General features: G+C 46.0%; 25 protein-coding genes. 15 read left to right on the forward strand and 10 right to left on the reverse strand.

Annotation, left to right across the window (positions count from 1 at the left end; translation table 11 throughout):
* Positions 1-8: 8 nt before the first annotated feature.
* Positions 9-1,433 (reverse strand): GntP family permease, encoded by a 1,425-nt coding sequence (locus OC23_RS03210; protein WP_038342767.1) that lies wholly within the window; start codon positions 1,431-1,433, stop codon positions 9-11.
* Positions 1,434-1,933: 500 nt separating this feature from the next.
* On the opposite strand from OC23_RS03210, the gene OC23_RS03215 reads away from it, so the two are divergent.
* The 11 genes from OC23_RS03215 (at position 1,934) to OC23_RS03265 (ending at position 12,860) form a co-directional block, all read left to right on the forward strand.
* A complete protein-coding gene (locus OC23_RS03215; RefSeq protein WP_038342768.1) occupies positions 1,934-2,857 on the forward strand; it encodes a LysR family transcriptional regulator in 924 nt (307 codons plus the stop codon).
* A gap of 138 nt (positions 2,858-2,995) precedes the next feature.
* A complete protein-coding gene (locus OC23_RS03220) occupies positions 2,996-3,700 on the forward strand; it encodes a CoA transferase subunit A (RefSeq protein WP_038342771.1) in 705 nt (234 codons plus the stop codon).
* Positions 3,701-3,702: 2 nt separating this feature from the next.
* Complete coding sequence (locus OC23_RS03225) at positions 3,703-4,344, forward strand: CoA transferase subunit B (RefSeq protein WP_038342772.1); 642 nt, start codon at positions 3,703-3,705, stop codon at positions 4,342-4,344.
* A gap of 128 nt (positions 4,345-4,472) precedes the next feature.
* On the forward strand, positions 4,473-5,882 hold the full coding sequence (locus OC23_RS03230) for a short-chain fatty acid transporter (protein ID WP_038342773.1): 1,410 nt from the start codon (positions 4,473-4,475) through the stop codon (positions 5,880-5,882).
* Between the two features lie 346 nt (positions 5,883-6,228).
* A complete protein-coding gene (locus OC23_RS03235; protein WP_038342920.1) occupies positions 6,229-7,416 on the forward strand; it encodes an ammonium transporter in 1,188 nt (395 codons plus the stop codon).
* Positions 7,417-7,843: 427 nt separating this feature from the next.
* Positions 7,844-8,788, forward strand: coding sequence for a transporter substrate-binding domain-containing protein (locus tag OC23_RS03240; RefSeq protein WP_038342774.1), 945 nt, complete (start codon positions 7,844-7,846; stop codon positions 8,786-8,788).
* A 79-nt stretch (positions 8,789-8,867) separates the two neighbouring features.
* Positions 8,868-9,611, forward strand: a complete 744-nt coding sequence (locus OC23_RS03245) for an amino acid ABC transporter permease (protein WP_038342776.1) — start codon at positions 8,868-8,870, stop codon at positions 9,609-9,611.
* Between the two features lies 1 nt (position 9,612).
* Positions 9,613-10,296: an ABC transporter permease subunit gene (locus OC23_RS03250; protein ID WP_038342778.1), complete on the forward strand. Its 684-nt coding sequence runs from the start codon at positions 9,613-9,615 to the stop codon at positions 10,294-10,296.
* A 14-nt stretch (positions 10,297-10,310) separates the two neighbouring features.
* The gene (locus OC23_RS03255; protein ID WP_171194745.1) at positions 10,311-11,036 is read left to right on the forward strand and encodes an amino acid ABC transporter ATP-binding protein; all 726 of its coding nucleotides are present in this window, start codon (positions 10,311-10,313) and stop codon (positions 11,034-11,036) included.
* Positions 11,037-11,269: 233 nt separating this feature from the next.
* The gene (locus OC23_RS03260) at positions 11,270-11,986 is read left to right on the forward strand and encodes a phosphatase PAP2 family protein (protein WP_038342783.1); all 717 of its coding nucleotides are present in this window, start codon (positions 11,270-11,272) and stop codon (positions 11,984-11,986) included.
* Between the two features lie 61 nt (positions 11,987-12,047).
* Positions 12,048-12,860 (forward strand): serine/threonine protein kinase, encoded by an 813-nt coding sequence (locus OC23_RS03265; RefSeq protein ID WP_038342785.1) that lies wholly within the window; start codon positions 12,048-12,050, stop codon positions 12,858-12,860.
* A gap of 16 nt (positions 12,861-12,876) precedes the next feature.
* Here OC23_RS03265 and OC23_RS03270 read toward each other — a convergent pair whose 3' ends face one another.
* From OC23_RS03270 to OC23_RS03290, 5 genes are all read right to left on the reverse strand, one after another.
* Positions 12,877-14,229, reverse strand: a complete 1,353-nt coding sequence (locus OC23_RS03270; RefSeq protein WP_038342786.1) for an ATP-binding protein — start codon at positions 14,227-14,229, stop codon at positions 12,877-12,879.
* A 3-nt stretch (positions 14,230-14,232) separates the two neighbouring features.
* Positions 14,233-14,910 (reverse strand): DNA-binding response regulator PmrA, encoded by a 678-nt coding sequence (locus tag OC23_RS03275; RefSeq protein WP_038342788.1) that lies wholly within the window; start codon positions 14,908-14,910, stop codon positions 14,233-14,235.
* A gap of 14 nt (positions 14,911-14,924) precedes the next feature.
* The gene (locus tag OC23_RS03280; RefSeq protein WP_038342789.1) at positions 14,925-16,562 is read right to left on the reverse strand and encodes a phosphoethanolamine transferase; all 1,638 of its coding nucleotides are present in this window, start codon (positions 16,560-16,562) and stop codon (positions 14,925-14,927) included.
* A gap of 290 nt (positions 16,563-16,852) precedes the next feature.
* Positions 16,853-18,004, reverse strand: a complete 1,152-nt coding sequence (locus OC23_RS03285; protein WP_038342790.1) for a porin — start codon at positions 18,002-18,004, stop codon at positions 16,853-16,855.
* Positions 18,005-18,347: 343 nt separating this feature from the next.
* Complete coding sequence (locus OC23_RS03290; protein WP_038342791.1) at positions 18,348-19,595, reverse strand: MFS transporter; 1,248 nt, start codon at positions 19,593-19,595, stop codon at positions 18,348-18,350.
* Positions 19,596-19,739: 144 nt separating this feature from the next.
* Between OC23_RS03290 and OC23_RS03295 the strand changes: the two genes are divergently transcribed.
* From OC23_RS03295 to OC23_RS03310, 4 genes are all read left to right on the forward strand, one after another.
* On the forward strand, positions 19,740-20,366 hold the full coding sequence (locus tag OC23_RS03295) for a lysophospholipid acyltransferase family protein (RefSeq protein WP_038342792.1): 627 nt from the start codon (positions 19,740-19,742) through the stop codon (positions 20,364-20,366).
* Positions 20,367-20,430: 64 nt separating this feature from the next.
* Complete coding sequence (locus OC23_RS03300; RefSeq protein ID WP_038342795.1) at positions 20,431-21,348, forward strand: patatin-like phospholipase family protein; 918 nt, start codon at positions 20,431-20,433, stop codon at positions 21,346-21,348.
* 181 nt (positions 21,349-21,529) lie between these two features.
* A complete protein-coding gene (locus OC23_RS03305) occupies positions 21,530-21,988 on the forward strand; it encodes an NfeD family protein (protein ID WP_038342797.1) in 459 nt (152 codons plus the stop codon).
* 18 nt (positions 21,989-22,006) lie between these two features.
* Positions 22,007-22,858 carry an SPFH domain-containing protein gene (locus OC23_RS03310; RefSeq protein WP_038342799.1) on the forward strand — a complete coding sequence of 284 codons (852 nt, stop codon included), beginning with the start codon at positions 22,007-22,009 and terminating at the stop codon, positions 22,856-22,858.
* Between the two features lie 50 nt (positions 22,859-22,908).
* Here OC23_RS03310 and OC23_RS03315 read toward each other — a convergent pair whose 3' ends face one another.
* The 4 genes from OC23_RS03315 to prpF form a co-directional block, all read right to left on the reverse strand.
* Entirely contained in the window at positions 22,909-23,277 is a 369-nt protein-coding gene (locus tag OC23_RS03315; RefSeq protein ID WP_038342800.1) for an MmcQ/YjbR family DNA-binding protein, read from the reverse strand.
* 116 nt (positions 23,278-23,393) lie between these two features.
* Positions 23,394-23,861, reverse strand: a complete 468-nt coding sequence (locus OC23_RS03320; protein WP_038342801.1) for a GNAT family N-acetyltransferase — start codon at positions 23,859-23,861, stop codon at positions 23,394-23,396.
* 78 nt (positions 23,862-23,939) lie between these two features.
* Entirely contained in the window at positions 23,940-24,857 is a 918-nt protein-coding gene (locus OC23_RS03325; protein WP_038342921.1) for a polyprenyl synthetase family protein, read from the reverse strand.
* A 160-nt stretch (positions 24,858-25,017) separates the two neighbouring features.
* The gene (gene prpF, locus OC23_RS03330) at positions 25,018-26,205 is read right to left on the reverse strand and encodes a 2-methylaconitate cis-trans isomerase PrpF (protein ID WP_038342802.1); all 1,188 of its coding nucleotides are present in this window, start codon (positions 26,203-26,205) and stop codon (positions 25,018-25,020) included.
* Between the last annotated feature and the right edge of the window lie 186 nt (positions 26,206-26,391).

Raw genomic sequence — 26,391 nt, forward strand, 5'->3', positions numbered from 1 at the left:
AATATGCCTTACACAATCCCGAACCATGTAAAGGCAGCAATCACCACAAATACCGCCAAGGTTTTAATAATCGTCACTGCGAAAATATCTTTATAGGATTGCTTATGGGTTAAACCTGTAACCGCAAGCAAGGTAATGACCGCGCCATTATGCGGCAGCGTGTCCATGCCACCCGAGGCCATCGCCACCACCCGATGCATCACTTCCGGTGGAATGCCCGCAGCGACAATGGCAGCGTTATAGGTTTCTGCCATCGCACTCAGGGCAATACTCATCCCGCCCGAGGCTGAGCCGGTAATGCCGGCCAATACGGTCGTGGTCACAGCGCCATTGACCAAAGGATTGGTAAAGGTGGTACCGAGTGCATGGCTAATCAAAGCAAAGCCCGGCAATGCCGCAATAATCGCACCAAAACCATATTCTGACGCAGTATTCATCACCGCCAACAATGAACCGCTGATACTGGCATTCACCCCTTCTTTAAAGTTGGTCACCACGCGCTGATAATCGAACAAGATCGCCGCAATAATCCCGACAATCAAGGCTAAACCGACTGCCCAAATCGCTCCTGTTTTTGCCACATCAACCGTGTAGTTAGCGAGGCCAATTGCATTGAAATCAAAGCCATTCGGATACCATTCTTTAATGGCGGTAGATAGATAACGGTTCATGACCGCAACCAGAATCAACGGCACAAAGGCCATGCATTGACGCAGCACTGAACTATTGCTTTGGGTTGATGATTCAACATCGGCAGCCGTTTGCGTGACGGCACCTTCAGTAGCAAAACAGGCATAGCCTTCACCTGCACGAGCCGCAGCCTTACGGCGTGACTCCAGATACAGCAGCCCCATCCCCAAGACAAAAATCGCCCCGATCACACCCAGAAACGGCGCTGCATAGATATTGGTACCAAAGAAGGTGGTCGGAATTACATTCTGAATTTGCGGTGTCCCCGGCAAGGCATCCATGGTGAATGTAAATGCGCCGAGGGCAATGGTGCCGGGAATCAGACGTTTTGGAATATTGGCTTGCTGGAACAGCTGATTGGCAAATGGATAAATCGCAAATACCGCCACAAACAGGCTGACACCGCTATAGGTCAGAATGGCACCGAGTAGCACCACGGTTAAAATCGCTTTCTTGGCACCAATCCAGTTGACAATGGTACGGGCAATCGACTCGGCAATGCCCGACATTTCCACCACTTTGCCAAAGATCGCCCCTAGCAGGAACACCAGAAAATAGTCTTTAATGAAATTGACCATCTTTGGCATGAAAACGCCCGAATAAAACGGCAGCACATTAGCAGGATTAATCAGAAAAACCGCCAGCAAGGCACATAACGGCGCCATCAAAATCACGAAAAAACCACGATAGGCCGTGTACATCAGCAAGCCTAAAGACAGCAGAATGACAAATAAGTCCCACATATTCTTTTACTCCATTCTCAAGAATATATGTCAGGGTCAACCAAATATTTATTAATATTTTATAGGGGTTATCCTAACCATAAAAAATACGTTATTGCTTCATGCAATACATAAAACCCAACATGCATACAAACGCACTGTAGTATTTAACATAGCATTAAAACCATAAAAAACCATAATATTAAAACAAAATAAATAATTTAAATTCCATTTAAAAATCAATAAAATACACAAACAAAGCCAAATAAATTTAATTGATTAATAAAATAAATCAACTGTTCAAAAATACTCATTAATCTTGGCAGAGATGAGTCTGTTTTATTTTTAAAATTCACTTCTCCATAGGCAGACAAAATAAACCTATAATCACTATGGGTATTTTTTAAAAATAAAGCGCTTGTCTCGCGCCAGCAAATTAACAAAAATGCCAGTCACAACTGACCGTTTTTTTTATAAATTACTTCTGATAAAACAAAAACTTTCCGAACAGGCAATGGCACATGACACTCAAGCAACTCAAGGCATTTCTGGCTTTAACCCGTACCCTGAATTATGCAAATGCCTCTGCTGAACTGCATCTGAGCCAGTCAGCTTTAAGCTTGAGTATCAAGTCACTGGAAGAAGAGCTGGGCGGTAAACTGTTTAAGCGCAATACCCGCCGGGTTGAACTGACCCAGGAAGGTAAATCGCTGATTCCCTATGCCAAGAAATTACTGGCCAATTGGGAAGATATGGAAAAAGACGTCAAGCAGCGTTTTAAGCTCAATCGCGGTACCCTCAATATTGCCTCGATGCCCTTTGTCACCCATGCCATTTTGCCGCAAGTGATCCATCGTTTTTTAGCCAGACATCCCAATATCAGCTTTTCCATTCACGATATTCCCAATGAAAAAGTGCTGGAAAATGTACTGGATGGCATTTTTGAAATCGGCATCTGCTTTGAGCCACCACGCAATGACCAGCTGGAGTTTAAGCCCTTATTTGAGGAGGATTTTCTGGCGCTGTTACCCAAGACGCATCCACTGGCTAGCGCAGATTCGATCAGCTGGAAACAGCTGTGTGCCAACCCCTTTGTGACCCTACAGCATCCTTCCATTGTTCGGCACCTGATCGAAGAAAACTGCCTGAAAAACCATTTGACCCTGGACTTGAAAATTGAATGTCACCAGATCAGCTCCCTGTCCAGCTTTGTGGCACTGGGTATGGGCGTCAGTGCCATTCCCCGTCATTTTCAGAATTTTATTGATAAAGAACACAATGTCCTGATTGAAATCGAAGATGGTAAACTGCCTCAGGCGATTGGCATTGTCTATAAGAAGGACTTTGAGCTTTCCAATATTTCAGCTGAATTTATAGATGTTTTAACCCGACATGATTTTTCCGCTTCGGCCCAAAATCTCGATTCTGTCGCCATTGAAGCTTAGCCTTGGCCACTATGAACCATTTTGTCTGGCGCTTGCCAATTAATGAGTTTCGCTTATTAATTCTTTAAAAATTTAAACTTCTGTAAATAATTGCCGAGTGCTAAAACTAATAAAAACCAGGGAATTTACAGGTGAACCATGAATAAAGTCTATTCAACTGCGGCATTGGCCTTACAAGATGTGGTGCAAGATCAGCAGACCTTGGCTGTAGGCGGTTTTGGCCTATGTGGCATTCCTGAGGCCTTGATTCAGGCACTCAAAGAAACTGGCGTAACCGGCCTGACCTGCATCTCCAACAATGCCGGTATTGATGATTTTGGCTTGGGTGTGTTGCTCAAGACCCGACAAATTAAAAAAATGATCTCGTCTTATGTCGGTGAAAATAAAGAATTTGAACGCCAATATCTAAACGGCGAACTGGAAGTGGAACTTACCCCGCAAGGTACACTCGCCGAAAAATTACGTGCAGGTGGCGCAGGCATTCCTGCCTTTTATACCGCAACAGGTGCAGGCACCCTGGTGGCTGAAGGCAAGGAACAACGCGACTTTAATGGCCGCAGCTATATTCTTGAGACCTCACTGACTGCAGATGTGGCACTGGTCAAGGCCTATAAAGCCGATAAAGCCGGCAATCTGGTGTTCCGTAAAACCGCACGAAACTTTAACCCTGAATGTGCCATGGCAGGCAAAATCACCATTGCCGAAGTCGAGCAGATTGTCGAGATTGGTGAACTTGATCCAGATGAAATCCATTTGGCGGGTATTTACGTCAATCGTGTGGTATTGAATGCCACACCAGAAAAACGGATCGAACAAAAAACCCTAAAAGCACAGGACGCATAATCATGGCATGGACACGTGAACAAATGGCACAGCGTGCCGCACAAGAATTACAGGACGGTTTCTACGTCAATCTCGGCATTGGCCTTCCCACACTGGTTGCCAACTACATTCCAGAAAATATTGATGTGTGGTTACAATCGGAAAATGGTCTACTCGGCATAGGCGAATTTCCAACTGAACAGCAGCTCGACCCTGATTTAATCAATGCAGGTAAACAGACGGTGACGGCACGTGCAGGTGCGGCCTTTTTCTCGAGCAGTGAATCCTTTGCCATGATTCGTGGCGGCCACGTCAACATTGCCATTCTCGGTGCGATGGAAGTTTCGGAACAAGGCGACCTCGCCAACTGGATGATTCCGGGCAAAAAAGTCAAAGGTATGGGCGGTGCCATGGATCTGGTTGCAGGGGTACAGCGGGTGGTGGTGCTGATGGAACATACTGCCAAAGATGGAACAGCCAAAATCGTCAAACAGTGCAGCTTACCCCTCACAGGCCAAAAAGTGGTGCATCGCATCATTACCGATCTGGGCGTACTCGACGTCGTTGCAGAAGGCATCAAACTGGTCGAGCTGGCACCCGATGTGACTGAACAACAAATTCAGGCGGCGACAGGTGTTGAGCTGTTGATCGATACCCAGGCTTAACCGACTAAATCCTTTTATTTTCCTTATTGAAGTGATGCTTTCCGGGCATCACTTTTGGCCGTTTCTAGGCAACAAAACATTCATTCAGGACAAATGAACGTTATAACAAGCAAAGATGGATACTTAACATGAATAAACAACCTGCGCTGCTGGAGCGTTTCGCCTTACGGATCAGCAACTGGTCGGAAAAATGGTTTCCAGACTCTTATATTTTTGCCTTACTCGGTGTCATCATTGTTTCATTTGCAGCCATCTGTATCGGCGCCCCGGTACAGGATGTCGCCAGTTCGTTCGGTAACGGTTTCTGGAGCCTGATTCCCTTTACCCTGCAAATGACCATGCTGATCATTGTCGGTTACGTGGTTTCCGTGTCTGCGCCTGTGAAAAAACTGATTCAGATGATGGCGCGTATTCCGCATTCGGGACGTAGTGCCATTGTCTTGGTTGCCACCACAAGTCTGCTCATTTCACTGGTCAATTGGGCGGTCAGTACCATTTTAACCGCCTTACTGGTGATTGCCCTGGCCAAGCGCAAAGAACTACAGATGGACTACCGTGCTGCTGCAGCTGCCGCCATTATTGGCATGGGCGCGACCTGGGCACTGGGCATCAGTTCATCTGCGGCACAATTACAGGCCAATAAAGCCAGTCTGCCCGAATCAATCTACAACCTGACCGGCGTCATTCCATTTACCGAAACCATCTTCCTGTGGCAGTCTTTGCTGATGACCTTGATCTTGGTGATGGTCTCGATTGCGATTGCCTACTGGTCGGCCCCCAAAGGGGATAATGTCAAAACCATGCAGGATTTTGAACTGAATTTTGAAGAAGAGGAAAAAACTGAGGTTAAATCGACCCGACCAGGAGACTGGCTGGAAAACTCGCCGTTACTGACTATTATCGTGGTGATACTCGGCCTGATCTGGATGTTTATCGAGTTTTCCAAGACCAATCCGATCATTGCCATTTCCAGTCTCAATACCTATAACTTTGTGTTTTTAATGTTAGGTCTGGCCTTACACCGTACCCCGCGTAATTTTCTCAATGCCGTCAGTCAGGCAGTACCTGCGGTCTCAGGGATTCTGATCCAGTTCCCGCTCTACGGCAGCATTGCCTTTATCATGACACAAGCCCTGAATGCTCAGGATTTATCACTGTCACACTATATTGCCGAATTCTTTGTCTCGATTGCCTCCAAAGAAAGCTTTGCCATTGTGATGGGGATTTATTCTGCCGTGCTGGGTTTCTTTGTGCCTTCTGGCGGTGGCAAGTGGATTATTGAAGCACCCTATGTGATGCAGGCTGCCAATGATCTGCAAGTGCATCTCGGCTGGTCTGTGCAGATTTATAATGCTGCAGAAGCCCTCCCCAACCTGATCAACCCGTTCTTTATGCTGCCGATGCTTGGCATTTTAAAACTCAAAGCCAAAGACGTGATTGGTTTTACCGTCACCCAGCTGGTGGTTCATCTACCTCTGGTCCTGTTCCTGCTCTGGATTTTAGGCAGAACCTTAAGCTATACCCCACCCGTGCTGTAAATACACAGACGCTCCATCGTCACGCCTGATCTTCAGTCGGAACAAGATAAAGCGTGATGGTGGCGATCTGTCTTCATGCTTGTCACGAACAACCAATCAATAAAATCTGCTGGATGATAATGCATTCACCCCCATAAACTGTGCTATTTTTAAGCAAATTGCACCACTATTCATCAAAATTACAAATTCATTTCTAAATTGGTGCACTTTTTGCATTATTTATTTGACTAAGTTGAGATGTATCCACATCGCTTGAATTTCTGGTTGGATTACTTCTGTTTTGGTGCAGCATATGAATCAAAGCTATGCATCACAACCAGATTTAGCACTTTTTTTGAGCACCACTATGCAAAATGTAGATCTATTTTTCTTACTGCTCGGTGCAGTACTGGTATTGGCAATGCATGCAGGCTTTGCCTTTTTGGAACTGGGTACGGTACGCCATAAAAATCAGGTCAATGCCTTGAGTAAAATCCTGACTGATTTTGCCATTTCAGCCATTGCCTACTTCTTTGTCGGCTACTGGATTGCCTATGGTCAGAATTTTTTCCATGCAGGGAGCACCTTAGCCTCAGACCATGGTTATAACCTGATGCGCTGTTTCTTCCTGCTGACCTTTGCTGCGGCTATTCCAGCCATTATTTCAGGCGGCATTGCCGAACGTGCCAAGATGCGTTCGCAAGCGATTGCGACCCTGCTGTTGGTGGCGCTGATCTATCCGTTTTTTGAAGGCATGATCTGGAATGGCAACTATGGCTTGCAAAAGTGGCTCGAAAATACATTTGGTGCCAGTTTTCATGATTTTGCCGGTTCGGTTGTGGTGCATGCCATGGGCGGCTGGATTGCACTTGCTGCAGTGATGCTCCTCGGTGCACGTCATGGACGTTATAAAAATGATGGTCGTGTCAGTGCCCATCCCCCGTCATCAATTCCGTTCCTGGCTCTCGGCTCTTGGATTCTGATCGTGGGCTGGTTTGGCTTTAACGTGATGAGCGCTCAACGGGTTGAAGCCATTTCAGGACTGGTGGCGATCAATTCACTCATGGCCATGGTCGGCGGCACACTTGCTGCCAACTTTATGGGGAAAAATGACCCGGGTTTCTTACACAATGGCCCGTTGGCCGGACTGGTCGCAATTTGTGCAGGTTCCGATATTGTGCACCCTATTGGTGCATTGGTCATCGGCGGGACTGCCGGTGCACTCTTTGTTTACCTGTTTACCTATACCCAAAACAAGCTGAAAGTCGATGATGTACTGGGGGTCTGGCCCTTGCACGGCGTATGTGGTGCCTTTGGGGGAATTGCGGCCGGCATCTTTGGACAGCAGGAGCTAGGAGGCCTGGGTGGTGTTTCCCTTATTTCACAAATCATTGGCACGGGTCTGGGGATTATTGTTGCACTGGCTGGCGGCTTTCTTGTTTATGGCCTGTTAAAAGCCACACTTGGACTACGTCTTTCTCAGGAAGACGAATACCGTGGTGCAGACCTGTCCATCCATAAAATTTCAGCAAACTCTGAAGAATCCATGTTCTAGTGAAGCACACATTTCAAAGCGGCTGACCGGGCCGCTTTTTTTTATCTGCTCAAAATCTCGCCTGTATCCATGCAATGGTGTCCTTTTTCCGCAACAACCGTACCGTTGTCGGCTTTTACAGGGTAATGAAAGCCCTGCTTTTCCTATATCAAACAGTCAAATTCCAGTGCATAGATGGCATGCATTATGCTTTATCTATCCTGCATTTTTATCGGGCTATATTAATTTAAAAATTGCTTAATTCATCAACAGTTACCATTAACAAAACGGTAAACAATATCGCTTGAGCAATCGTATACAAGTTGATTAAGATGAAAAATAATGTATTTTTTATGTCTAAAAAAACACACATTATGTTCATAACAATCAACGGTTAAACCGCAACAATTACGAATGCGATCATAACGATACAAAAGGAGTTTTGTAGATGACATATAAACGCAGCATGGCCTCGCTACTTTGTACCGGTGCACTCATGTTTGGGCTCAGTGCCTGTAGTGATAACAAGGCACCGGTTACAGGTGATCAGGCAAGCGCAGGTGATGCCTCCGCTTCAGGAACATTAAACAAGATCAAAAGCTCTGGTACGATTGTGCTCGGTTATCGTGATTCGTCCATTCCTTTTTCTTATATTGCATCCAATCCAAACCAGCCTGTCGGTTATGCACATGACCTGCAACTCAAGGTGGTGGATGCAGTCAAGAAAAAGCTCAATCTGCCAGACCTGAAAATCCGCTATAACCTGGTGACCAGCCAGAACCGTATTCCACTGGTCTCCAACGGTACGGTAGACCTCGAATGTGGCTCGACTACCAATAACAAGGAACGCCAGCAACAGGTGGATTTCTCTGTCGGTTTCTTTGAAGTCGGTTCAAGACTACTGACAGCAAAAAATTCCGGGATCAAGGACTTTTCAGATTTAAAAGGCAAAAAACTGGTGACTACCGCGGGTACGACCTCGGAACGTTATATCCGCCAGCACCAGCAGGAACTCGGGATTGGCGAAATCATTTCTGCCAAGGACCATGCCGAATCATTCCTGATGCTACAAAATGGCCGTGCTGTGGCATTTATGATGGATGATATTTTACTGGCAGGTGAAAAATCCAAGGCCAAAGATCCGGATCAATGGGAAATCGTCGGCACTGCGCCTATCCATGAAATCTATGGCTGTATGCTGCGTAAAGGGGATACAGGCTTTAAACAGGTCGTTGATGATGCCATTAAAGCCACCTATGCGTCCGGTGAAATCAACACCATGTACCAGAAATGGTTCCAGCAACCGATTCCACCAAAGAACATTAACTTGAACTTTGCCATGACGGATCAACTCAAGGCCCTGATCAGCCAACCGCATGATCGGGATCAGTAACGCTCCTCCCTTATCACCAGAATAGTATTGCGGGATCGGGAAACAGTTGCTGTTTTGCCGGTCCTGCTCAGGAGTTCTTATGAATTATAGCTGGAACTGGGGAGTCTTGTGGCAATCGACAGGTATTGGAGATAGCACCTATCTCAACTGGATCATTACAGGTCTGGGCTGGCTGGTTGTGATTGCTGTGGTGGCATGGAGTATTGCCATGCTGCTGGGCAGCATGCTCGGAATCATGCGCACACTCCCCAATCAAACCGCCAGAGCCATCGGTACGGCCTATGTCACCGTGTTCAGGAATATCCCCTTGCTGGTACAGTTGTTTATCTGGTTTTATGTGGTACCCAACTTTCTGCCGGCACCGATTAAAAACTGGTGGATGAATGATCTGGGAGCCAATACCACCGCACTTATATCCGCCAGTATCGGTTTGGGGCTTTTTACCGCAGCACGGGTCTGTGAACAGGTCAGAACAGGTATCGAAGCCTTACCCAAAGGGCAAATTAATGCCGGCTATGCCATGGGCTTTTCTACGGCACAGCTCTATCGCTATATCATTTTGCCACAATCGTTCCGGACCATTTTACCGCCGTTGAGTTCAGAACTGACCAACTGTGTCAAAAATACTTCGGTTGCCTCACTGGTGGGGGTTGCCGAAATTATTACCCAGATGAAAACCATCAGCGAATATACCCAGAACACTATCGAAATCTACAGTTACGTCACGATCATTTTTATCGTAATTAATGTCTGTCTTATTTTGGCCATGAACCTGCTGGAAAAGCGCCTGCGCATTCCTGGTTTAATATCAGGAGGAAAATAGCATGGAATGGTTAAGCTCTTTTCTCCATGACCTGCAACAATCCGGGCCTGCCCTCTGGCACGGTTTCAGCATTACCTTAAAAGTCGTGGTGATTGCCACCATTGGCGGTATTGCCATTGGCACCCTGCTTGCCCTGATGCGCCTGTCATCGAGCAGGCTCCTGAATGTGATTGCACAGGCTTATGTCAACCTGTTCCGCTCCATTCCGCTGTTACTGGTGCTGATGTGGTTCTATTTTGCCGTGCCCTTTATCTATACCGCAGTAACCGGTCAGTATCTGACCATTGATACCGCACTGGTGTCCAGTATCGTGGCATTCATGCTGTTTGAAGCCGCTTACTTTTCAGAAATTGTCCGTGCCGGTATCCAGTCCATTCCCAAGGGGCAAGCAGCCGCAGCCTACGCACTGGGCATGAGTTATGGCCAGTCAATGCGCCTGATTATCCTGCCACAGGCATTCAGGAAAATGACGCCGTTGTTACTCCAGCAGACCATTATTTTGTTTCAGGACTCAACCATGGTGTATGCCATTGGCTTGCTTGATTTTTTCAGGACCAATTATGTCCGTGGAGATTTAATGTCCCTGCTGACCCAATATATTCTATTTGCAGGACTCGTGTACTTTAGCATCAGCGCCCTCGCAACATTCGCGGTTAAACGTTTACAAAGGAGGTTACGTGTATGAGTGACAATAAGGTAATGATCGACCTCCAGAATGTCAGTAAATGGTATGAGCAGTTTCAGGTTCTGACCGATTGTAGCACCCAGATTCGCCAGGGAGAGGTGGTGGTGGTCTGTGGCCCATCCGGTTCAGGCAAATCCACACTGATTAAAACCGTAAACGGGCTGGAGCCGTTTCAGCAAGGGAAAATTTTTGTCGATGGTGTACCGGTACATGATCGCAAAACCGACCTGACCCAGCTACGTAGCCGGGTTGGTATGGTCTTCCAGCACTTTGAACTGTTTCCTCATCTTAGCATTACTGAAAACCTGACCATTGCCCAGATCAAGGTTCTGGGTCGCTCAGAAGCTGAAGCCCGCAAGAAAGGACTGGCCTATCTGGACCGGGTTGGACTCAGCGCCCATGCCAATAAATACCCGGCCCAGCTTTCAGGGGGGCAACAGCAACGGGTGGCGATTGCCCGTGCCCTGAGTATGGACCCAATTGCCATGCTGTTTGACGAACCCACCTCTGCCCTAGACCCGGAAATGATCACTGAAGTACTGGATGTCATGGTTGGACTGGCCAAAGAAGGCATGACCATGATGTGTGTGACCCATGAAATGGGCTTTGCCCGTCAGGTGGCTAACCGGATTATCTTTATGGATCAGGGCAAAATTGTGGAAGACTGCTCCAAGGATGAATTCTTTGGTACGCCACGGGGCGAACGTGCACAGCAGTTTCTTGATAAGATCCTGCATTAATGGCGTAATCTGACCATCAAAAATAAAGCAGCCCTCGTGCTGCTTTATTTTTGAAAGACCGACCTTAAAATATAAGCGGATCACAGTCTAGTCCGAGCTTGCCATTGACCCTGCGATAAAACACTAGCCTCCGGTTGATGATTTCTCTCCAGATTTTTATAGCAATTTAAGAGCAGATTAAGCTTTCAGCATTTAAATAGTGAGATGACTATCTCACCTTAACAGAATGTTCCATGATTTTAAGAACCCCTTTTTTCTTATGGACCAGCTTTTTACTTTTTATCAGTTTTTTTATTTTAGTTTTTGTATTTCCGGTCGGTGGTTCCATTGATCTCTATCTCATACAGCCCTGGGTCAGTGCCCAGGGAACATTCCCCTATAAGAATGACTGGTTTCTCGACAAGCTTAACCATACTTATGTGAAACAACTCTTAACAGCAGTCTATGTCATTTTCTTCTTTTTATGGGCTGCGTCTTTTAAGGTTGAAAAACTAAAACCGAAACGCTGGGAATATGGCTATATGTTCTGGGTCAGTATGCTGTGTACCTGTCTGGTCGGATTACTTAAAGCGCATTCTGCCCAAGCCTGTCCATGGTATATGACCCATGAAACCGCAACAGGTTTCACTTGGGACTTTTCGGCCACGGCTGGTCATTGTTTCCCTGGTGGACATGCCAGTACAGGCTTTGCCCTGATCACCGGTTATTTTGTCTATCGCCTCGATCAAAAACGCAGAGCATGGTTCTATCTTTTTGCTGGAATGCTGATTGGATTCGCTATGGGCTGGGCACAAATGATGCGTGGTGCGCATTTCCTCAGCCATAATCTTTGGACAGCATGGGTCTGTATGGCGATTAATTTAGTATGTTATACATTCACTTATAAGTATCATCAAAACCATGCAAACCGCAATTCAGTACCTTTATGCGCACCTGATGTGATAAAGTGAACGGCAGTGCCCATAGAGCGGGCACTGATTTCTGCTCATATTAGGATGTTTTTGCTGTCGTATGTCTGACTTTCAAATTTTTTTAGAATCTACTTTAAATACCCAAAAAGACTCGATTCAATCTTATGAATTAGGCTTACGTAAAGTATGGTTAAAAAAGGCCTCTGAACGTCATGGACTATGGCTATACACGCCACTGAAATGGCTGGCCAAAATCTTTAATCTGGGGGCCATCACCCCTGTACCTAACCAAGGTGGCTCCAAGGCAATCCAGTGTGAGTTCAAGCGTATTCAGCAGCTTAAGGCTCTAGGTATCTCTACCCCCAATGTTCTGGCTGTTTCCAACAAAGGGATTTTATTAGAAGATGTCGGCTCACAGCGCCAAAGCAAGGTAAAGCAACTCGATCAGAAGCTGGGTGGCATAAAAAACAATCCAGAAGCAAGATTTGCATTATTCGGGCAGGCAATTCAAGCCATTAGCCATATTCATCAACAACAGGGCTACCTGAGCGAAGCCTTTGCCCGCAATATTCTGGTCGATCAAAACAACCAGTTTACCTTTATTGATTTTGAAACCGATCCAAAAGATGTACTCAGCCTGCATGACTGCTTTGTCCGTGACTGGTTATTATTTATTTTTTCAACAGCCTATCATTTTGAGTTTGAACAGCTTGAACAGGCCAGCCAGCAGCTGTATCAGGCTTTACTGGCCGAACCGCAAGTCTATAAAGACATCTGCAAAGTAGGTAAGCGCTTAAACTGGGTACTACGCTTTAAAGTCAGTAAAGTTGGCAATGACGGTAAACGTATCCAGAAGTGCGTGCTTTTCCTGCGCTATCTACGCGCGCAGACAGAGGCAATCTCCCCGGTGTAAGACAGCCAGCTGCATATTACAACTCTACTTTGTCTTCATGATGGGGAAGTTTTTTCGGTAACTTGACCAGCACCGACAAGCCTCCCAGCTCGAGACTTCTTGACAAGGTAAGGATGCCACCTAAACGCTGAGTTGCCTTATCGACAATAGACAGCCCCAGCCCACTACCCACTTCTAAATGATGATGGACACGATAAAAGCGCTTTAACACCTTGTCATATTGTTCAGGATCAATCCCGGCGCCGCTATCCTCAATCTGGATATAGGCAAAATCATCGGCATCACTATAGACCGAGATATTGATAATTCCTTGTGCTGGCGTGTACTTGATGGCATTGTCAATCAGGTTAAAAATAATGGAATGAACGGTAGACTCCAGACTCAGCATCTCGATCGGATCATTACGTTCAAAACCCAGATCAATTTCTTTTTGCATAGCCAGATTGACAAGCTGTTCCACACAGTTAAGGGCTACATCATTAAGGCGAAAACTGCTATTCGGTTCAATCAGGCTCAGCGCTACATCCTGCTTGGCCAGTGCCAGCAATTGAGTCACCAGATGCTGAATCCGGGCCAGTCCTTTGCTCAGGTTTTGCAAGGCCTCATGTTCCGGAAACTGGCTGATCAAAATTCTGGTTTGCAAATTCAAGGCAGTAACAGGCGTCCTTAATTCATGGGCAGCATCGGCAATAAACTGTTTCTGTTCGGTCTGGGCATGCTGAATCCGTTCAAACAGCCGGTTCATTTCCTCAATGGTAGGCAAGAGTTCTTGAGGATAGTCTTTGATATTGATCGGTGATAAACCGTCAGAATCGCGCTGGGTCAGTTCTTCCTTAAAATCATCCAGAGGTTTAAGACTGAGGCTGATGATGAACGCCAGCACAATAATCGCAACCGGCAAGAGCAGGATATACGGGATAAACATGCTACCGGCCAGTTCCCAGGCAAACGCATGACGGACCTTTTCTTGCTGGCTGACCTGAATCTGGTAATCCTTCAATGGAATCACATATACCCGCCACTTTCCTTGCGGCGTATTCTGGGTATAAAAACCGGCCTGCTTCACTGGCGGTACCAGTAAATGGGTCTGATGCCATAAATGCGACTGGTCTTTATAAGCCCAGATATCGATCAGCAAATCTTCTTCATGGTAGGTCCGGTGCAATTCAACACGACTGGCAATTGGCGTTAAAGGCTGGGTCGTGGAACGCTCAGCCATATACTGCATTTGCGTATCCAGAATTTCGTCAACTTCATGCAGCGAAATCTTATATGCAGCCAAGATCAGGAAACAGCCCAATACCACACTAAATAGCGAGGTTCCCCAGATGAGTCTTTTCTTCAGTGAATAATGTCGTGCCGGGTGCATAAATCAAGTTTGTCCCAAACGGTAGCCTAAACCGCGAATGGTTCGGATAAAGTCTTTGCCCAGCTTGGCGCGCAAGTGATGTACATACACTTCAATCGTATTACTGGTGACTTCGCTATCGAAATCGTACAGTTTATCTTCCAGGTTGGCCTTGGAGAAAATTTTATTGGGATGAGACACCATCGGAATCAGAATTGCCCATTCTCGGTTAGACAACTCGATTTGCTGCCCTTTGAATGTGGCCAGATGCTGTTCTACATCCAGTGTTAACTCACCGCATTTCAATAGCTGTGACTGGTTTTTCAGTGGTGAGGCTTCAACATTGCCACGGCGTAATAAAGCATTAATCCGCGCCAGCAGCTCATCAAACTCATAAGGTTTGATCAGGTAATCATCGGCCCCCTGGTTTAATCCGTCAACCCGGTTTTGTAGCTGGTCTCTGGCAGAAATAATCAGAACCGGCAATGAGCTGCGCTGACGAATCTGTTTCAGGATCTGCATGCCGTCCATGAGTGGCAGGCCCAGATCCAGAAGTACCAGATCAAAAGATTGCTTGGTAAGCAAAGCCAGCCCATCCACCCCGTTATTGACCCATTCCACATCAAACTGATGATATCGCAGTAAGGTCAATGTTGACTCTGCAATCATAAAATCATCTTCTATCATCAAGATCTTGGTCATGATTTCATTTCACCTTATGGGTTAGCACATGTTTCTAACATGTCATCTTTAGCATTCATTACTTTGGTTTTTACATCCAGCAAACTTAACAGGGTTGGGAACAGGTTATCCTGACTGAGTTTGGCCTTGCTTTGTTGTGCCAGACATTTCATCTGTTTGCTGGCCTGTTGTTGCCATGCACCTGAGAACCACATCAGCATCGGCACATGGGTCTGCTGGGTGGGTGCTATGGCATAAGGTGCGCCATGCAGATACATGCCACTTTCACCAGTCGACTCGCCATGATCCGATAAATACCACAATCCGGTTTGATATTGCGGAGTATTTTTCAAGGTTTCAATCAATGCATCTAAAATATAATCGGTATAGAGCAAGGTATTGTCATAACTGTTGATCAGGGCTTCCTGACTACAGCCCTGAATTGCATTGGTATCACATGTCGGTTGAAAGACACGGAACTGCGCAGGTATGCGCTTATAATAGGCTGGACCATGGCTGCCCATCTGATGCAGTACGATCAAGCGCGGACGGGTATCCTCTTTCGGAATCGTTGCCAGATAGGCTTTCAGGCCATCAAGCAGAATATCATCCAGACATTCATCACCTTTACACCATTTTTGCTGAATCGGCTCAGGGATTTTAAACTGCTCAACCCGATCACATGTGCCTTTACATCCCGAATTATTGTCAATCCAGGTCACCTGATATCCGGCACGTTTGGCAATATCGAGCAATCCTTCACGATGACTTGCCAGCTGCTCATCATAATCTTCCCGCTTCATGCCCGAAAACATGCATGGTACTGATACAGCAGTTGCCGTACCGCATGAACTGACTTGGGAGAAATTGATAATATCCTGTTTGGCCAGTCTGGGATTGGTTTCTTTGGCATAACCATTTAAAGAAAAATTTTCGGCACGTGCAGTTTCACCCACCACCAGAACCATCAGTTTAGGCAACCCCTTTGCACCCTGGCTTCGCTGTGCATCTTCACCATAACGGACTAAGGGCAAATTCTGTTTTGGAGCTTTCTTTTTATAATATGAAAGCGTCGAGGCAATCATATTTTGTGGTGAAATCATGCCCTTGATATCACGGTTCTCACGGAAAATGGCAGCAAAATCGACATAGAACACAAATAATAATCCGCCAACCAACGCCAGAGAAACAACAGAAGCAATCAACTTTTTAAACAGTTGCCGAATGATGGGCTCAGGTTTGATTCTGGTCAGCAAAATCATCACAATCGGCAGCAGTACCATCCCCAGCATCCAGACCAGCAAGCGCCAGGACCAGGTATCCCTAGCTTCAGCAAAGTTGGTCTGCATCAGGTTCTGGATCTGGTCCGAGGTAATCCAGACACCTAAAGTATTGACGGCATAGGATGCAAAACCACCAATAAAGACCAGAACAACTGCCAGAATTTTTGCGCTCCATTTCCAGCTCAATAGCTGAAAAACAAAGGCATACAAGGCAGTCACAACACCAACAGAAGCGGCGACGAAAAGCCCGGCCTTAATACCGGTATACGGTGTTAAAGCTAGCATCTTCTGATAAAACGCCAAATTCAGGAAAACACCTAACCAGATTGCAAGTAATACATTAAAGGTCAGTAAGGAAATTGGCTTTGTTTTGAGTCTTTGCAGCAACATAGGCATCGTGTTCTAAAAATAATTTCTTAGGGTTATAAAGATAAGAATAAAAACTTAAAAATGACTTAAACAATATCAGAGCAGGCATGAAGCTAGCCGGTTGCATGATAATTTTAATAAAGCTTAAATAACATCTTGTTTTATAAAAACAGTTTAATGTGATTTGGATATATATGCTATCAATTTATTGTGATGGCTGCTGCGTACTGAAGCACGCTCAGGAGATCAGATAAAAATAAAAACGCCCTTTAAGTTGTTAACCTAAAGGGCGTACATTCAAGCAAAAAAGCTTAGAATTTAAACTCCAGACCTAAACCGGCCACGGGTTGCTTATCTTTCTTGCTGGCTTGCTCAAGGGTTAAATAACCGGCATAACCATAGGTCTTGACCTGTTTGTTGAAAGCATAGTCTGCCCCGGCAATGGCCTGTTTTGCTTTAAAATCAGCTGTGTTGTTTTTAAAACTGGTGTCATTCTGGCTGTACTGACCTTTGACTGTCCAGTTTTTGGCTTGTGGAAGATTATATTCAGCGCCCACTAACCAGCCTTGAGCATCGTCAATATTCTGGCTATCTGTACGCCATTTTGCATATTTAGCTAAATCATCTGCCGAAGTTGAATAGGTTGCATTCTCAGTTTTTTCAACTTCTGATGTTTGATATAAAGCCTTTAATGCCAAGCCTTCAACCGGTGTTACCTTTCCGATTGCACGAACCGTATTGGCTGCTGCAAACAGGCTTCCGCCAGCAATGGCAGGCTCAGCAGCATTTAGGAAACCACGACCTAAAAAGTTACTTGGAATCGCTTTATCATAACCGATACCCACCACAACCAATGGATTCTCATAGGTTAATGAAGCAGACCATGCATCCCCTAAACCACGGCCTGCAACTTTTGCACCGCCGCTGCTGGTCTTGATTCCAGAAGACTCACCCGTTGCAAGTAAAGCATTAAACTTGAAAGCACCATCGAGTAACTGAACAGCAGGAGATTCATACACCAAGGCATTATCAATACGGTTTTCACCCGTGAAAATACCACCGATATCGGCCTTGTTCGCCACATAGTTGTTGAAGGTATCAACCACACTGGATAATTGTTTGACAGGGGTATCATGCTTACCAATTTTTAATGTCCCCAGCTGCGCATCTTTTAAACCTACAAAACGGTTACGCTGGGTCCAGTCACTGCTGTCACCGTCCGCACTAAAGCCCCATTCAATTGCATAGACCGCGCTTAAACGATCCGTCAGCTTTTCCTCACCTTTCAGGCCGAGGAATGAACTGTTTGAACTAATTTCCCAAACATCCTTATTGGCTTTGGTTGCATTTTTTTCTGGTAAATAGTCAACACTGGCATCAATTTCACCATAGAAGGTCGGGACTGCAAATGTTGTGGTTGCAAGTAAACTGAGCACTGCTGCTGTTACAATTTTGATTTTCATTGTTTACATCCTGGTTAAATTTGTAACAAATCCTACACATTAACTTTATATGACAAAATAATTAAAATCTTATTTATTTATTCTAATTTCGACTAAAGTTTAATTTTTATACATTTTAGCTGTCTACTAATTTTTCTTTCTATCCCTTTATATTTTAATAAATTAATTTCCTTATCAATAAATTAAGCAACACATAAAATAATACTTTTCCAGTAAATTTCAATATTCAAAAATTATGAAAATCTGCCCCAAAACGACTCATCTGCTGATAAGCCTCAAAGCACGCGGTCAGACGTTGTTACAGGACTGATCTATTTAGCCATAAAATTGTAATAAAGAAATTTTATCGGACTTGATTTTTCCAATAATAAATGGGCCATAAACACAGGACTGAAATTGCACAGATCACTCCCAGATAATGGGAATAACCCGCTAGCTCTGCCATGACACCACTGATCAGATACAGTCCACCACTGACCGTCGCCATGAGGGAAACCTGAAAGGTAAAGTCTGTTCCAGCAAGCTGCTTGCGACTATATTGCATGACCAGTGTCAACATGACCACCAGCAACATGGCCGAACAAGCATCTTCAAACGCATTGACTGCATATACATACACTGGCGCAATCTGGATCTGGGCTTCATATCCATAGGCAAGCACGGCATACGCCATCAAACTGCTTATTTTCAAAATAGAGAAAACCGTTAAACAGGCAGTTCTGGAATAATGCTTGAGCAGTAACCCGGCCATCCCCGCACCCGCAAGTGCTGCCACAGCTCCGAGCATGGTGATATAGACCCCGATCTGGGTAAAGTTCAATCCCATATCGACCATGAGCGGTTTTAACACGGGACCTGACAGTCCATCGGCCACCTTGAAACTGAGCAAGACCAGTAACCATGCTTTTAATTCTGGTGTGGATTGAAAGTATCCCAGATAGGTTCTGATTGCCTGTCGCAATGATACAGAACCAGCCTCCGGCCTTGGGGCAAAGAAGGCATGAACCGGTTCTTTATAAAACAGAACCGGCAAGGTATTGAGCAATACCAGTAAGGCCAGGGCCAGAAAGGTTTTTTGCCATTGCAACCAGTCCAGACACCAGAGCACTGCCCCGCCCCCTACAATAAAACCGAGACGTGAACCGATGACCTGAAAGGTATTGCCCCAATGTTGCTGGTCGGTTTTGAGCAGGTTCACCGCCAGACCATCTGTGGCGATGTCCTGAGTTGCACCCGTCAGGTTCATTGCAAAGAGCAGGACAAAAAAGACCAGCAGATAACCGGGCTGGTCTAGTGCCTGAATCGGGAAGAAGGACAAAATGATCAGGATGATCACACTCGACAATTGCGTCGGAATAATCCAGCTACGGTAGTGCCCCAATCGGGACAAAGCCACCTGATCAACATAAGCCGCCCAGAAAATCTTGACCGACCAGGGCAGCATCAACAAGCCGAAACCGCCAATATGTGCCAGAGAAACCCCTTGCGCCCTCAAGATCACAGGCAATGCATGGGTCATAAAACCGACAGGTAAGCCCTGCGCCCAGTACAGAGAAAACAATAAAATGTAAACCTGTCGAAGATTCGGCATTGGAAGATTCCGTAGCGGGACAATTTGGGGGGCTTTAGTATCCAATCCTTTCATTATGTTGGCAATAAAATCTTATTTTTTGCCAATGCAGTCGCTGTCATCAGCGTTTAACATGCATATAGCTGTCTTGGTTTATATGCATTTATGTCACAATATTTTCCAGATTTACCCCCTCTTGTTCCCCAACGTGGAACAGCCTATAGCCGGGCATTATGTAAAAAACTGTTCCTTGCACAAGGCTGGAAGGTGGTCGGTGAAATTCCTAACCTGCCTAAAGCTGTCGCCATCATTTCGCCACATACCTCCAATATTGATGGCTGGTACGGCTTTCTGGCAATTGGAGGCTTGGGACTGAAAATTACCGTGCTCGGTAAAGACAGCCTGTTTAAGCCCCCACTGCAGCCGCTGCTCAACTGGGCCGGACTGATTCCGGTTCGTCGCGATAGCGCCCATGGCCTGACAGAACAGGTGGTCGCGACCATTCAGCAGCACGACAAAATCTGGGTCGGCATGGCGCCGGAAGGTACACGCAAAAAAGCCGAGAAAATGAAAAGCGGTTTTTATCATATTGCCCATGCAGCCGGCATTCCAATCGTGATGTTTGCTTTTGATTATGACCATAAAACCATTTACTGTCTGGGTGCCTTTACCCCGACCGGGCATTATCAGCAAGACCTCGAACAGATCATGCAGCGCTATGTCGGGCATTTCTCTGCCAAGAACCCGGACTGGCTGGCCGAACCCTTACAAAAACTTGTGAAAAAAAACTAGAAAATTAGGGGCAAATCTGCTCTGATGTGCCCATCTTTTTTTGTACATTTTATCTGCATTTGTTATGAACATTGCTCGCTTATCCTGCCTGACTGTTCTTGGTCTGGCTTTATATGGTTGTGACCAAACTGTAAAGAAAACTCCCCCGACGTCTGCTATTCAGGCGCGTGAGCCAGTTATTGCACTGGCATTAGGCGGCGGTGGTGCCAAAGGCTTTGCCCATATTGGTGTCATCAAGGTACTCGAGTCACATGGCATCAAACCAAAAATCGTGACAGGCACCAGTGCCGGTAGCTTTGTCGGCAGTATTTATGCCAGCGGTCAAACACCTTATCAAATGCAGAACCTTGCCTTGAAACTGCAAGAGTCGGATTTACGTGATCTCACCCTCAATAGTCAAGGTATTATTCTGGGCCAAAAACTGCAAAACTATGTGAACAACCAGGTCGGCAATAAGCCGATTGAGCAATTCCCGATCCGTTTTGCTGCGGTCGCCACCCGTCTGGACAGTGGTAAAAAAGCCGAGTTTATTAAAGGCAATGCCGGTCAGGCGGTACGTGCCTCTTGCAGTATTCCCAATGTATTTGTGCCAGCGGTCATCGGCAAGACCAAATATGTAGATGGTGGTTTGGTCAGCCCGATTCCGGTCAAAACCGCCAAAGATATGGGAGCTGATATCGTAATTGCGGTGGATATTTCTGCCCGTCCGGTCGGCGGCAAACCGCTCAGTATGTGGGGCCTGTTAGACCAGACCATTAATATCATGGGACAGCAAAGTATTAATGAAGAACTGAATCAGGCCACCGTGGTGATTCAACCCAAAGTAGGCCATCTGGGTGTACTGGATCTTAAATCGAGCAATGAAGCCATCTTGGAAGGTGAAAAAGCAGCTCAGGCCAAGATCACAGCAATTCAAAATGCAATTACGAGCTTCAAAAAATCCCCGGCTGCCCTAAAACCGGCACCACGCGCAAAATTCTAAAAACGGCCTAAACCGCTGCCGAGACCTGCGGAAACTTGCAGTATGCACAAGTTCCTTAAGTATCGGCAGCCTTCCTGCCTAAAAAAACAATCTTTTTATATTCATAAAGATAATCATCTGCTACAGTGCTAAAGGTGAATAATTTTTCACCTTTACTCTGTTTAGTCATGCGAGCAAATCTATGGAATTTGTAGTTGAACCTTGGCACTGGTTTGTATTAGGGATTTTACTGATTCTTTCAGAATTGATTCTGCCTGCCTTTGCTGCCTTGTGGTTTGGCATCGCAGCAGTCATGGTGTGTATATTGCTGTGGCTTTTCCCGATGATGGGTTTTACCACTCAGGTCATTACCTGGGGTATTTTGTCTATTTTATGTACGATTCTCTGGTTCAAATTTATCAAGCCGCTGTCGATTGATAAAACCAAGGCAGGACTCCCTCGCGAAGCAACCATCGGTCAGGTCGGTATGGTGATCCAGACCGGACTGGCCCACGGACAAATTATTGTACGCTTCCCGATCCCTGTCTTAGGTTCCGATGAATGGCACTGCCGTTGTACCAGTCCGGTACAGGTCGGTGATCGCGTTCGCGTGGTTGATATTTTGGGCAATGATTTAGTCGTTCAACCTCATACGTCATAAACACAAAGAGGGTTTCTAATGTCTGTCGGTACGATTGTCGTCTTAGCTTTTCTAGCTTTTATCGGTGTTACTATTTTTAAAGGGGTACGTATAGTTCCCCAAGGTTATAAATGGATTGTACAACGTTTAGGTAAATACCATACCACGTTGAGTCCAGGCCTGAACTTCGTGATTCCTTATGTGGATGAAGTAGCGTATAAAATTACCACCAAGGATATTGTTCTGGATATTCCTTCACAGGAAGTCATTACCCGCGACAATGCCGTGCTGGTCATGAACGCCGTAGCTTATATCAACCTGACCACACCTGAAAAAGCGGTGTACGGGATTGAAAACTATACCTGGGCCATTCAAAATCTGGTGCAGACCTCACTGCGTTCGATCGTGGGTGAAATGGATCTGGATGATGCGCTGTCTTCACGAGATCATATCAAGGCAAAACTTAAAGCAGCCATTTCTGATGATATTTCTGATTGGGGTATTACCCTGAAAACCGTTGAAATTCAGGATATCCAGCCGTCCCATACCATGCAGGCTGCGATGGAAGCACAAGCTGCCGCCGAACGTCAGCGTCGCGCGACCGTCACCAAGGCAGATGGTGAAAAACAGGCCGCCATTCTGGAAGCGGATGGTCGTCTGGAAGCCTCTCGTCGTGATGCAGAAGCGCAGGTTGTACTTGCAGAATCATCACAACGTGCCATTGAGATGGTGACCAGTGCGGTAGGCGATAAAGAAATTCCTGTGGCTTACTTGCTCGGTGAGCAATATGTAAAAGCCATGCAAGATCTGGCCAAATCGAACAATGCAAAAACCGTGGTACTTCCTGCCGATGTACTCAATACCATTCGCGGGATTATGGGCAAGCACTAGGCCTGATGTCTCCATAAAAAATAAAGCAGCGTTTCCGCTGCTTTATTTGTTTAAGCTTTTCCGATCAGCTTTCGGGTCTTGACCGGGAGCGTATTTAGCACCAGATCGTATGAATCCTGAATCAGGTCTTGAACCAGATCAGGCGTAATCTCCGGACCACTGGCAATCGAAATCCAGTGTTTCTTGTTCATGTGATAACCTGCAGAGATAGAAGGATACAGCTCCTGATACTCCAGACTTTTTTCAGGCTGGCATTTTAGCGTGACAATCAGTTGTCCGGCATTGACCCCGATATACATAAACATCTTGTCAAAGACTTTAAACACTTCAAAATCAGGACCAAAAGGCCGGGACTGCTTTGCAAAGGCCAGATTTTGTCCATAGTGCAAGGCGCATTGTTCAAGTTGATCCTGTTGCATTCAGTTTTCTTCCCTGCTCTACAATGAGCGTGATTTGACCTTATTATAAAGCGGTTACTTTGATTGAATCCGGTTTTGTTGAGCGGGCCTTGAGTATCCCGACCGAACAGATGCAATCAGTCCGATGGAAAGGCAATGGCAAAAAACCGGCTTTCCGATTGCTCCTGAAAACCGAGTTTACGGTATAACGTCTGGGCCTTTATATTGTCCGCTGTCGTTTCCAGTGCAATAAATCTGGCATCTGTTTGTTGCGCAAAGTCGATGGCCTGTTGCATTAAAGACGCTGCAATTCCTTGTCGACGATAGCTTTGCTCTACATACAGATCATTTAAAATCCAGGCCTTGCCAAGTGATACTGAAGAAAAAGTCGGATAGAGCTGTACAAAACCAATGATCTTGTTGGTGTCGTTTTTCCGGATAAACAATACTGAATCTTTATGTTTTAAGCGGTCTTCAATAAATTGTCTGGCACCAGCCAGATCACTGGCTTGCTGATAAAAAACCCGATAGGCATTAAATATTTCGGCAAGCCCATCCAGATCGTGTAGAGAGGGAGTATCTGCCGTGTTGACTGAGGTTTGCATTTTATGATTTCCCAAAAATAAAAGACCATCACAATGGTCTTTTATAGCATGAATACTTTTAGAAAAATGCCGGGCTTGCTAACTTTTACGTGCCAGTAGAAATTGTGAAATTTCAAGCAACTGTTTCGCATTTTCACCAAAATACGCCAAGGCTTCAAAGGCTTGATCATGCAGGCTTTGGGCATAAGCTTGTGCCTGTTCCAATCCCATCAGGGCCGGATAGGTCGACTTCTGCATTTGCTCATCCTTGCCTGCCGTTTTGCCCAGAGTTTCTGTACTGGCTGTAATGTCCAGAATATCATCCTGCACCTGAAAAGCCAGACCAATGCTTTGCCCGAACTGACGTAGTTGAGGAATGGCCTGATCTGTACCACCAAACAGGGTTACAGCCCCCATCATGATGGCAGCCTGAATCAAGGCACCGGTTTTATTGCGGTGAATATTTTCCAATTCGGCCTGGTCAATCTGCTTGCCTTCCCCTTCCGCCTGCAAATCAAGAATTTGACCGCATACCATTTTTGAACTGGCCGTCGCTAAAATCTGTACCTGCTTCAACACAATTGCAGCATCAGTTCCCTGACCTTGCTCATCAAACAAACGGCTTCCTAAAACCTCGAAAGCCATCGACTGCAAAATATCACCAGCCAGCACGGCAATATCTTCACCGAATGCAACATGGCAGGTTGGCTGTCCGCGACGCAGCAAATCATCGTCCATACAAGGCAAATCATCATGTACCATTGAATAGCAGTGGATCAGTTCAACTGCAACTGCCGCACGGCGGACAGCAGCAAAGTGTTGATTGGGTTGTATTGACGCTGCCGCATAACACAAAGCTGGACGAATACGTTTTCCACCAAGCATGACAGCATGATGAACAGCTGCTTTTAAAGGTTCTGGAATCGAAAATGCAGCCAAAGCAGTCAATAAATCCTGTTGAATACGTTGCTGAGCCTGTTTTAACACATCCGCATTAACTTGAGAAATAGATGACACAATTGCCTCGGGAAATCTTAATGGAAGGAAAATGACAAGACTTGCCAGAATGGCGACATCATAACACAATTTGTCAGCAGAAATTGCATTTGCAGCTTTAATCCCTTCCAAAACATAAAGCCTTCAAATGAAGGCTTTATCAGACAATTCAAGCATTTGCTCAGAAAGTATCCCCCGGTACACGCACCCAGCCTTCCATCAATACACGGGCGCTACGGCTCATAATGGCCTTTTTCACAGCCCATTTGCCATCGATCAGCTCGGCCTGTGCCCCAACACGTAAGGTGCCTGACGGATGTCCAAACCGGACTGCTTCACGCTCGCCGCCCCCGGCCGCCAGATTCACCAGCGTCCCCGGAATGGCTGCTGCCGTGCCAATTGCCACAGCGGCCGTTCCCATCATGGCGTGGTGCAGCTTGCCCATCGACAGGGCACGTACCAGTAAATCGACATCACGCTCATCTACGTGCTTGCCGCTTGATGAGGTATAGCTTTTCGGTTTTGATACAAATGCAATTTTAGGGGTATGCTGGCGTGCTGCCGCTTCGGAAATATCCTTGATCAGGCCCATATGGACAGCACCATAGGCACGGATTTTCTCAAAACGGGCCAAGGCAGTGGCATCGCCGTTGATATGATCTTGCAGTTCTGTGCCTTGATAGCCGATTTCTTCTGCATTCAGGAAAATGGTTGGAATGCCTGCATTGATAAAGGTCGCTTTAAAAGTCCCCACATCCGGAACCACCAGTTGATCCACAACATTTCCTGTCGGGAACATATCCCCCCCTTCTTCGCCATCATCCGCAGGATCTAGAAACTCGATCTGCACTTCTGCTGCCGGAAAAGTCACACCATCCAGCTCAAAATCACCGGTTTCCTGCACTTCACCATTGGTCACAGGTACATGCGCGATAATGGTTTTCTGGATATTCTTCTGCCAGATGCGTACCGTACAGATACCATTTTCAGGAATACGGTCGGCATCGACCAGACCATTAGAAATCGCAAACGAGCCCACAGCGGCGGTGAGGTTGCCGCAGTTGCCACTCCAGTCTACAAATGGCTGATCAATGGAGACTTGTCCAAATAGATAATCCACATCATGGTCTGGCTCTGAACTTTTTGCCAGAATCACGGTTTTACTGGTACTGGAGGTTGCGCCACCCATCCCGTCAATCTGCTTGCCATAAGGGTCCGGACTCCCAATCACACGAAGCAGTAACTGATCACGCGCCTTGCCTGCTACTTGTGCCGCTTCAGGTAAATCATCCAGTTTGAAAAATACCCCTTTACTTGTGCCACCACGCATATAGGTTGCAGCGACTTTGATTTGCGGTACTGAGCTCATGTCCATTTTCCTTTTATGATATTCTTGATGCAGCCGGATTCTGTTTCTAAAATTACGGCACAGCCGTTAAAAATACCAGAGCAGCCAAGCTGCGTGAATGTATTTTCATGGGTAAAATCTGTTCATTATAGTGAGAACTTTTCACGGCTTATACAATGGCAGAAATACCTCACCATCCGTCGGGAA

Origin of the sequence: Acinetobacter sp. A47, from assembly GCF_000805455.1 — a bacterium.
In the GTDB taxonomy this organism is placed as follows: domain Bacteria; phylum Pseudomonadota; class Gammaproteobacteria; order Pseudomonadales; family Moraxellaceae; genus Acinetobacter.

Bases quoted from the DNA above. Each gene is read 5' to 3' on its own strand.
- OC23_RS03210 (WP_038342767.1), bottom strand. From the start codon at position 1,433: ATGTGGGACTTATTTGTCATTCTGCTGTCTTTAGGCTTGCTGATGTAC.
- OC23_RS03215 (WP_038342768.1), top strand. From the start codon at position 1,934: ATGACACTCAAGCAACTCAAGGCATTTCTGGCTTTAACCCGTACCCTG.
- OC23_RS03220 (WP_038342771.1), top strand. From the start codon at position 2,996: ATGAATAAAGTCTATTCAACTGCGGCATTGGCCTTACAAGATGTGGTG.
- OC23_RS03225 (WP_038342772.1), top strand. From the start codon at position 3,703: ATGGCATGGACACGTGAACAAATGGCACAGCGTGCCGCACAAGAATTA.
- OC23_RS03230 (WP_038342773.1), top strand. From the start codon at position 4,473: ATGAATAAACAACCTGCGCTGCTGGAGCGTTTCGCCTTACGGATCAGC.
- OC23_RS03235 (WP_038342920.1), top strand. From the start codon at position 6,229: ATGCAAAATGTAGATCTATTTTTCTTACTGCTCGGTGCAGTACTGGTA.
- OC23_RS03240 (WP_038342774.1), top strand. From the start codon at position 7,844: ATGACATATAAACGCAGCATGGCCTCGCTACTTTGTACCGGTGCACTC.
- OC23_RS03245 (WP_038342776.1), top strand. From the start codon at position 8,868: ATGAATTATAGCTGGAACTGGGGAGTCTTGTGGCAATCGACAGGTATT.
- OC23_RS03250 (WP_038342778.1), top strand. From the start codon at position 9,613: ATGGAATGGTTAAGCTCTTTTCTCCATGACCTGCAACAATCCGGGCCT.
- OC23_RS03255 (WP_171194745.1), top strand. From the start codon at position 10,311: ATGATCGACCTCCAGAATGTCAGTAAATGGTATGAGCAGTTTCAGGTT.
- OC23_RS03260 (WP_038342783.1), top strand. From the start codon at position 11,270: ATGATTTTAAGAACCCCTTTTTTCTTATGGACCAGCTTTTTACTTTTT.
- OC23_RS03265 (WP_038342785.1), top strand. From the start codon at position 12,048: ATGTCTGACTTTCAAATTTTTTTAGAATCTACTTTAAATACCCAAAAA.
- OC23_RS03270 (WP_038342786.1), bottom strand. From the start codon at position 14,229: ATGCACCCGGCACGACATTATTCACTGAAGAAAAGACTCATCTGGGGA.
- OC23_RS03275 (WP_038342788.1), bottom strand. From the start codon at position 14,910: ATGACCAAGATCTTGATGATAGAAGATGATTTTATGATTGCAGAGTCA.
- OC23_RS03280 (WP_038342789.1), bottom strand. From the start codon at position 16,562: ATGTTGCTGCAAAGACTCAAAACAAAGCCAATTTCCTTACTGACCTTT.
- OC23_RS03285 (WP_038342790.1), bottom strand. From the start codon at position 18,004: ATGAAAATCAAAATTGTAACAGCAGCAGTGCTCAGTTTACTTGCAACC.
- OC23_RS03290 (WP_038342791.1), bottom strand. From the start codon at position 19,595: ATGCCGAATCTTCGACAGGTTTACATTTTATTGTTTTCTCTGTACTGG.
- OC23_RS03295 (WP_038342792.1), top strand. From the start codon at position 19,740: ATGTCACAATATTTTCCAGATTTACCCCCTCTTGTTCCCCAACGTGGA.
- OC23_RS03300 (WP_038342795.1), top strand. From the start codon at position 20,431: ATGAACATTGCTCGCTTATCCTGCCTGACTGTTCTTGGTCTGGCTTTA.
- OC23_RS03305 (WP_038342797.1), top strand. From the start codon at position 21,530: ATGGAATTTGTAGTTGAACCTTGGCACTGGTTTGTATTAGGGATTTTA.
- OC23_RS03310 (WP_038342799.1), top strand. From the start codon at position 22,007: ATGTCTGTCGGTACGATTGTCGTCTTAGCTTTTCTAGCTTTTATCGGT.
- OC23_RS03315 (WP_038342800.1), bottom strand. From the start codon at position 23,277: ATGCAACAGGATCAACTTGAACAATGCGCCTTGCACTATGGACAAAAT.
- OC23_RS03320 (WP_038342801.1), bottom strand. From the start codon at position 23,861: ATGCAAACCTCAGTCAACACGGCAGATACTCCCTCTCTACACGATCTG.
- prpF (WP_038342802.1), bottom strand. From the start codon at position 26,205: ATGAGCTCAGTACCGCAAATCAAAGTCGCTGCAACCTATATGCGTGGT.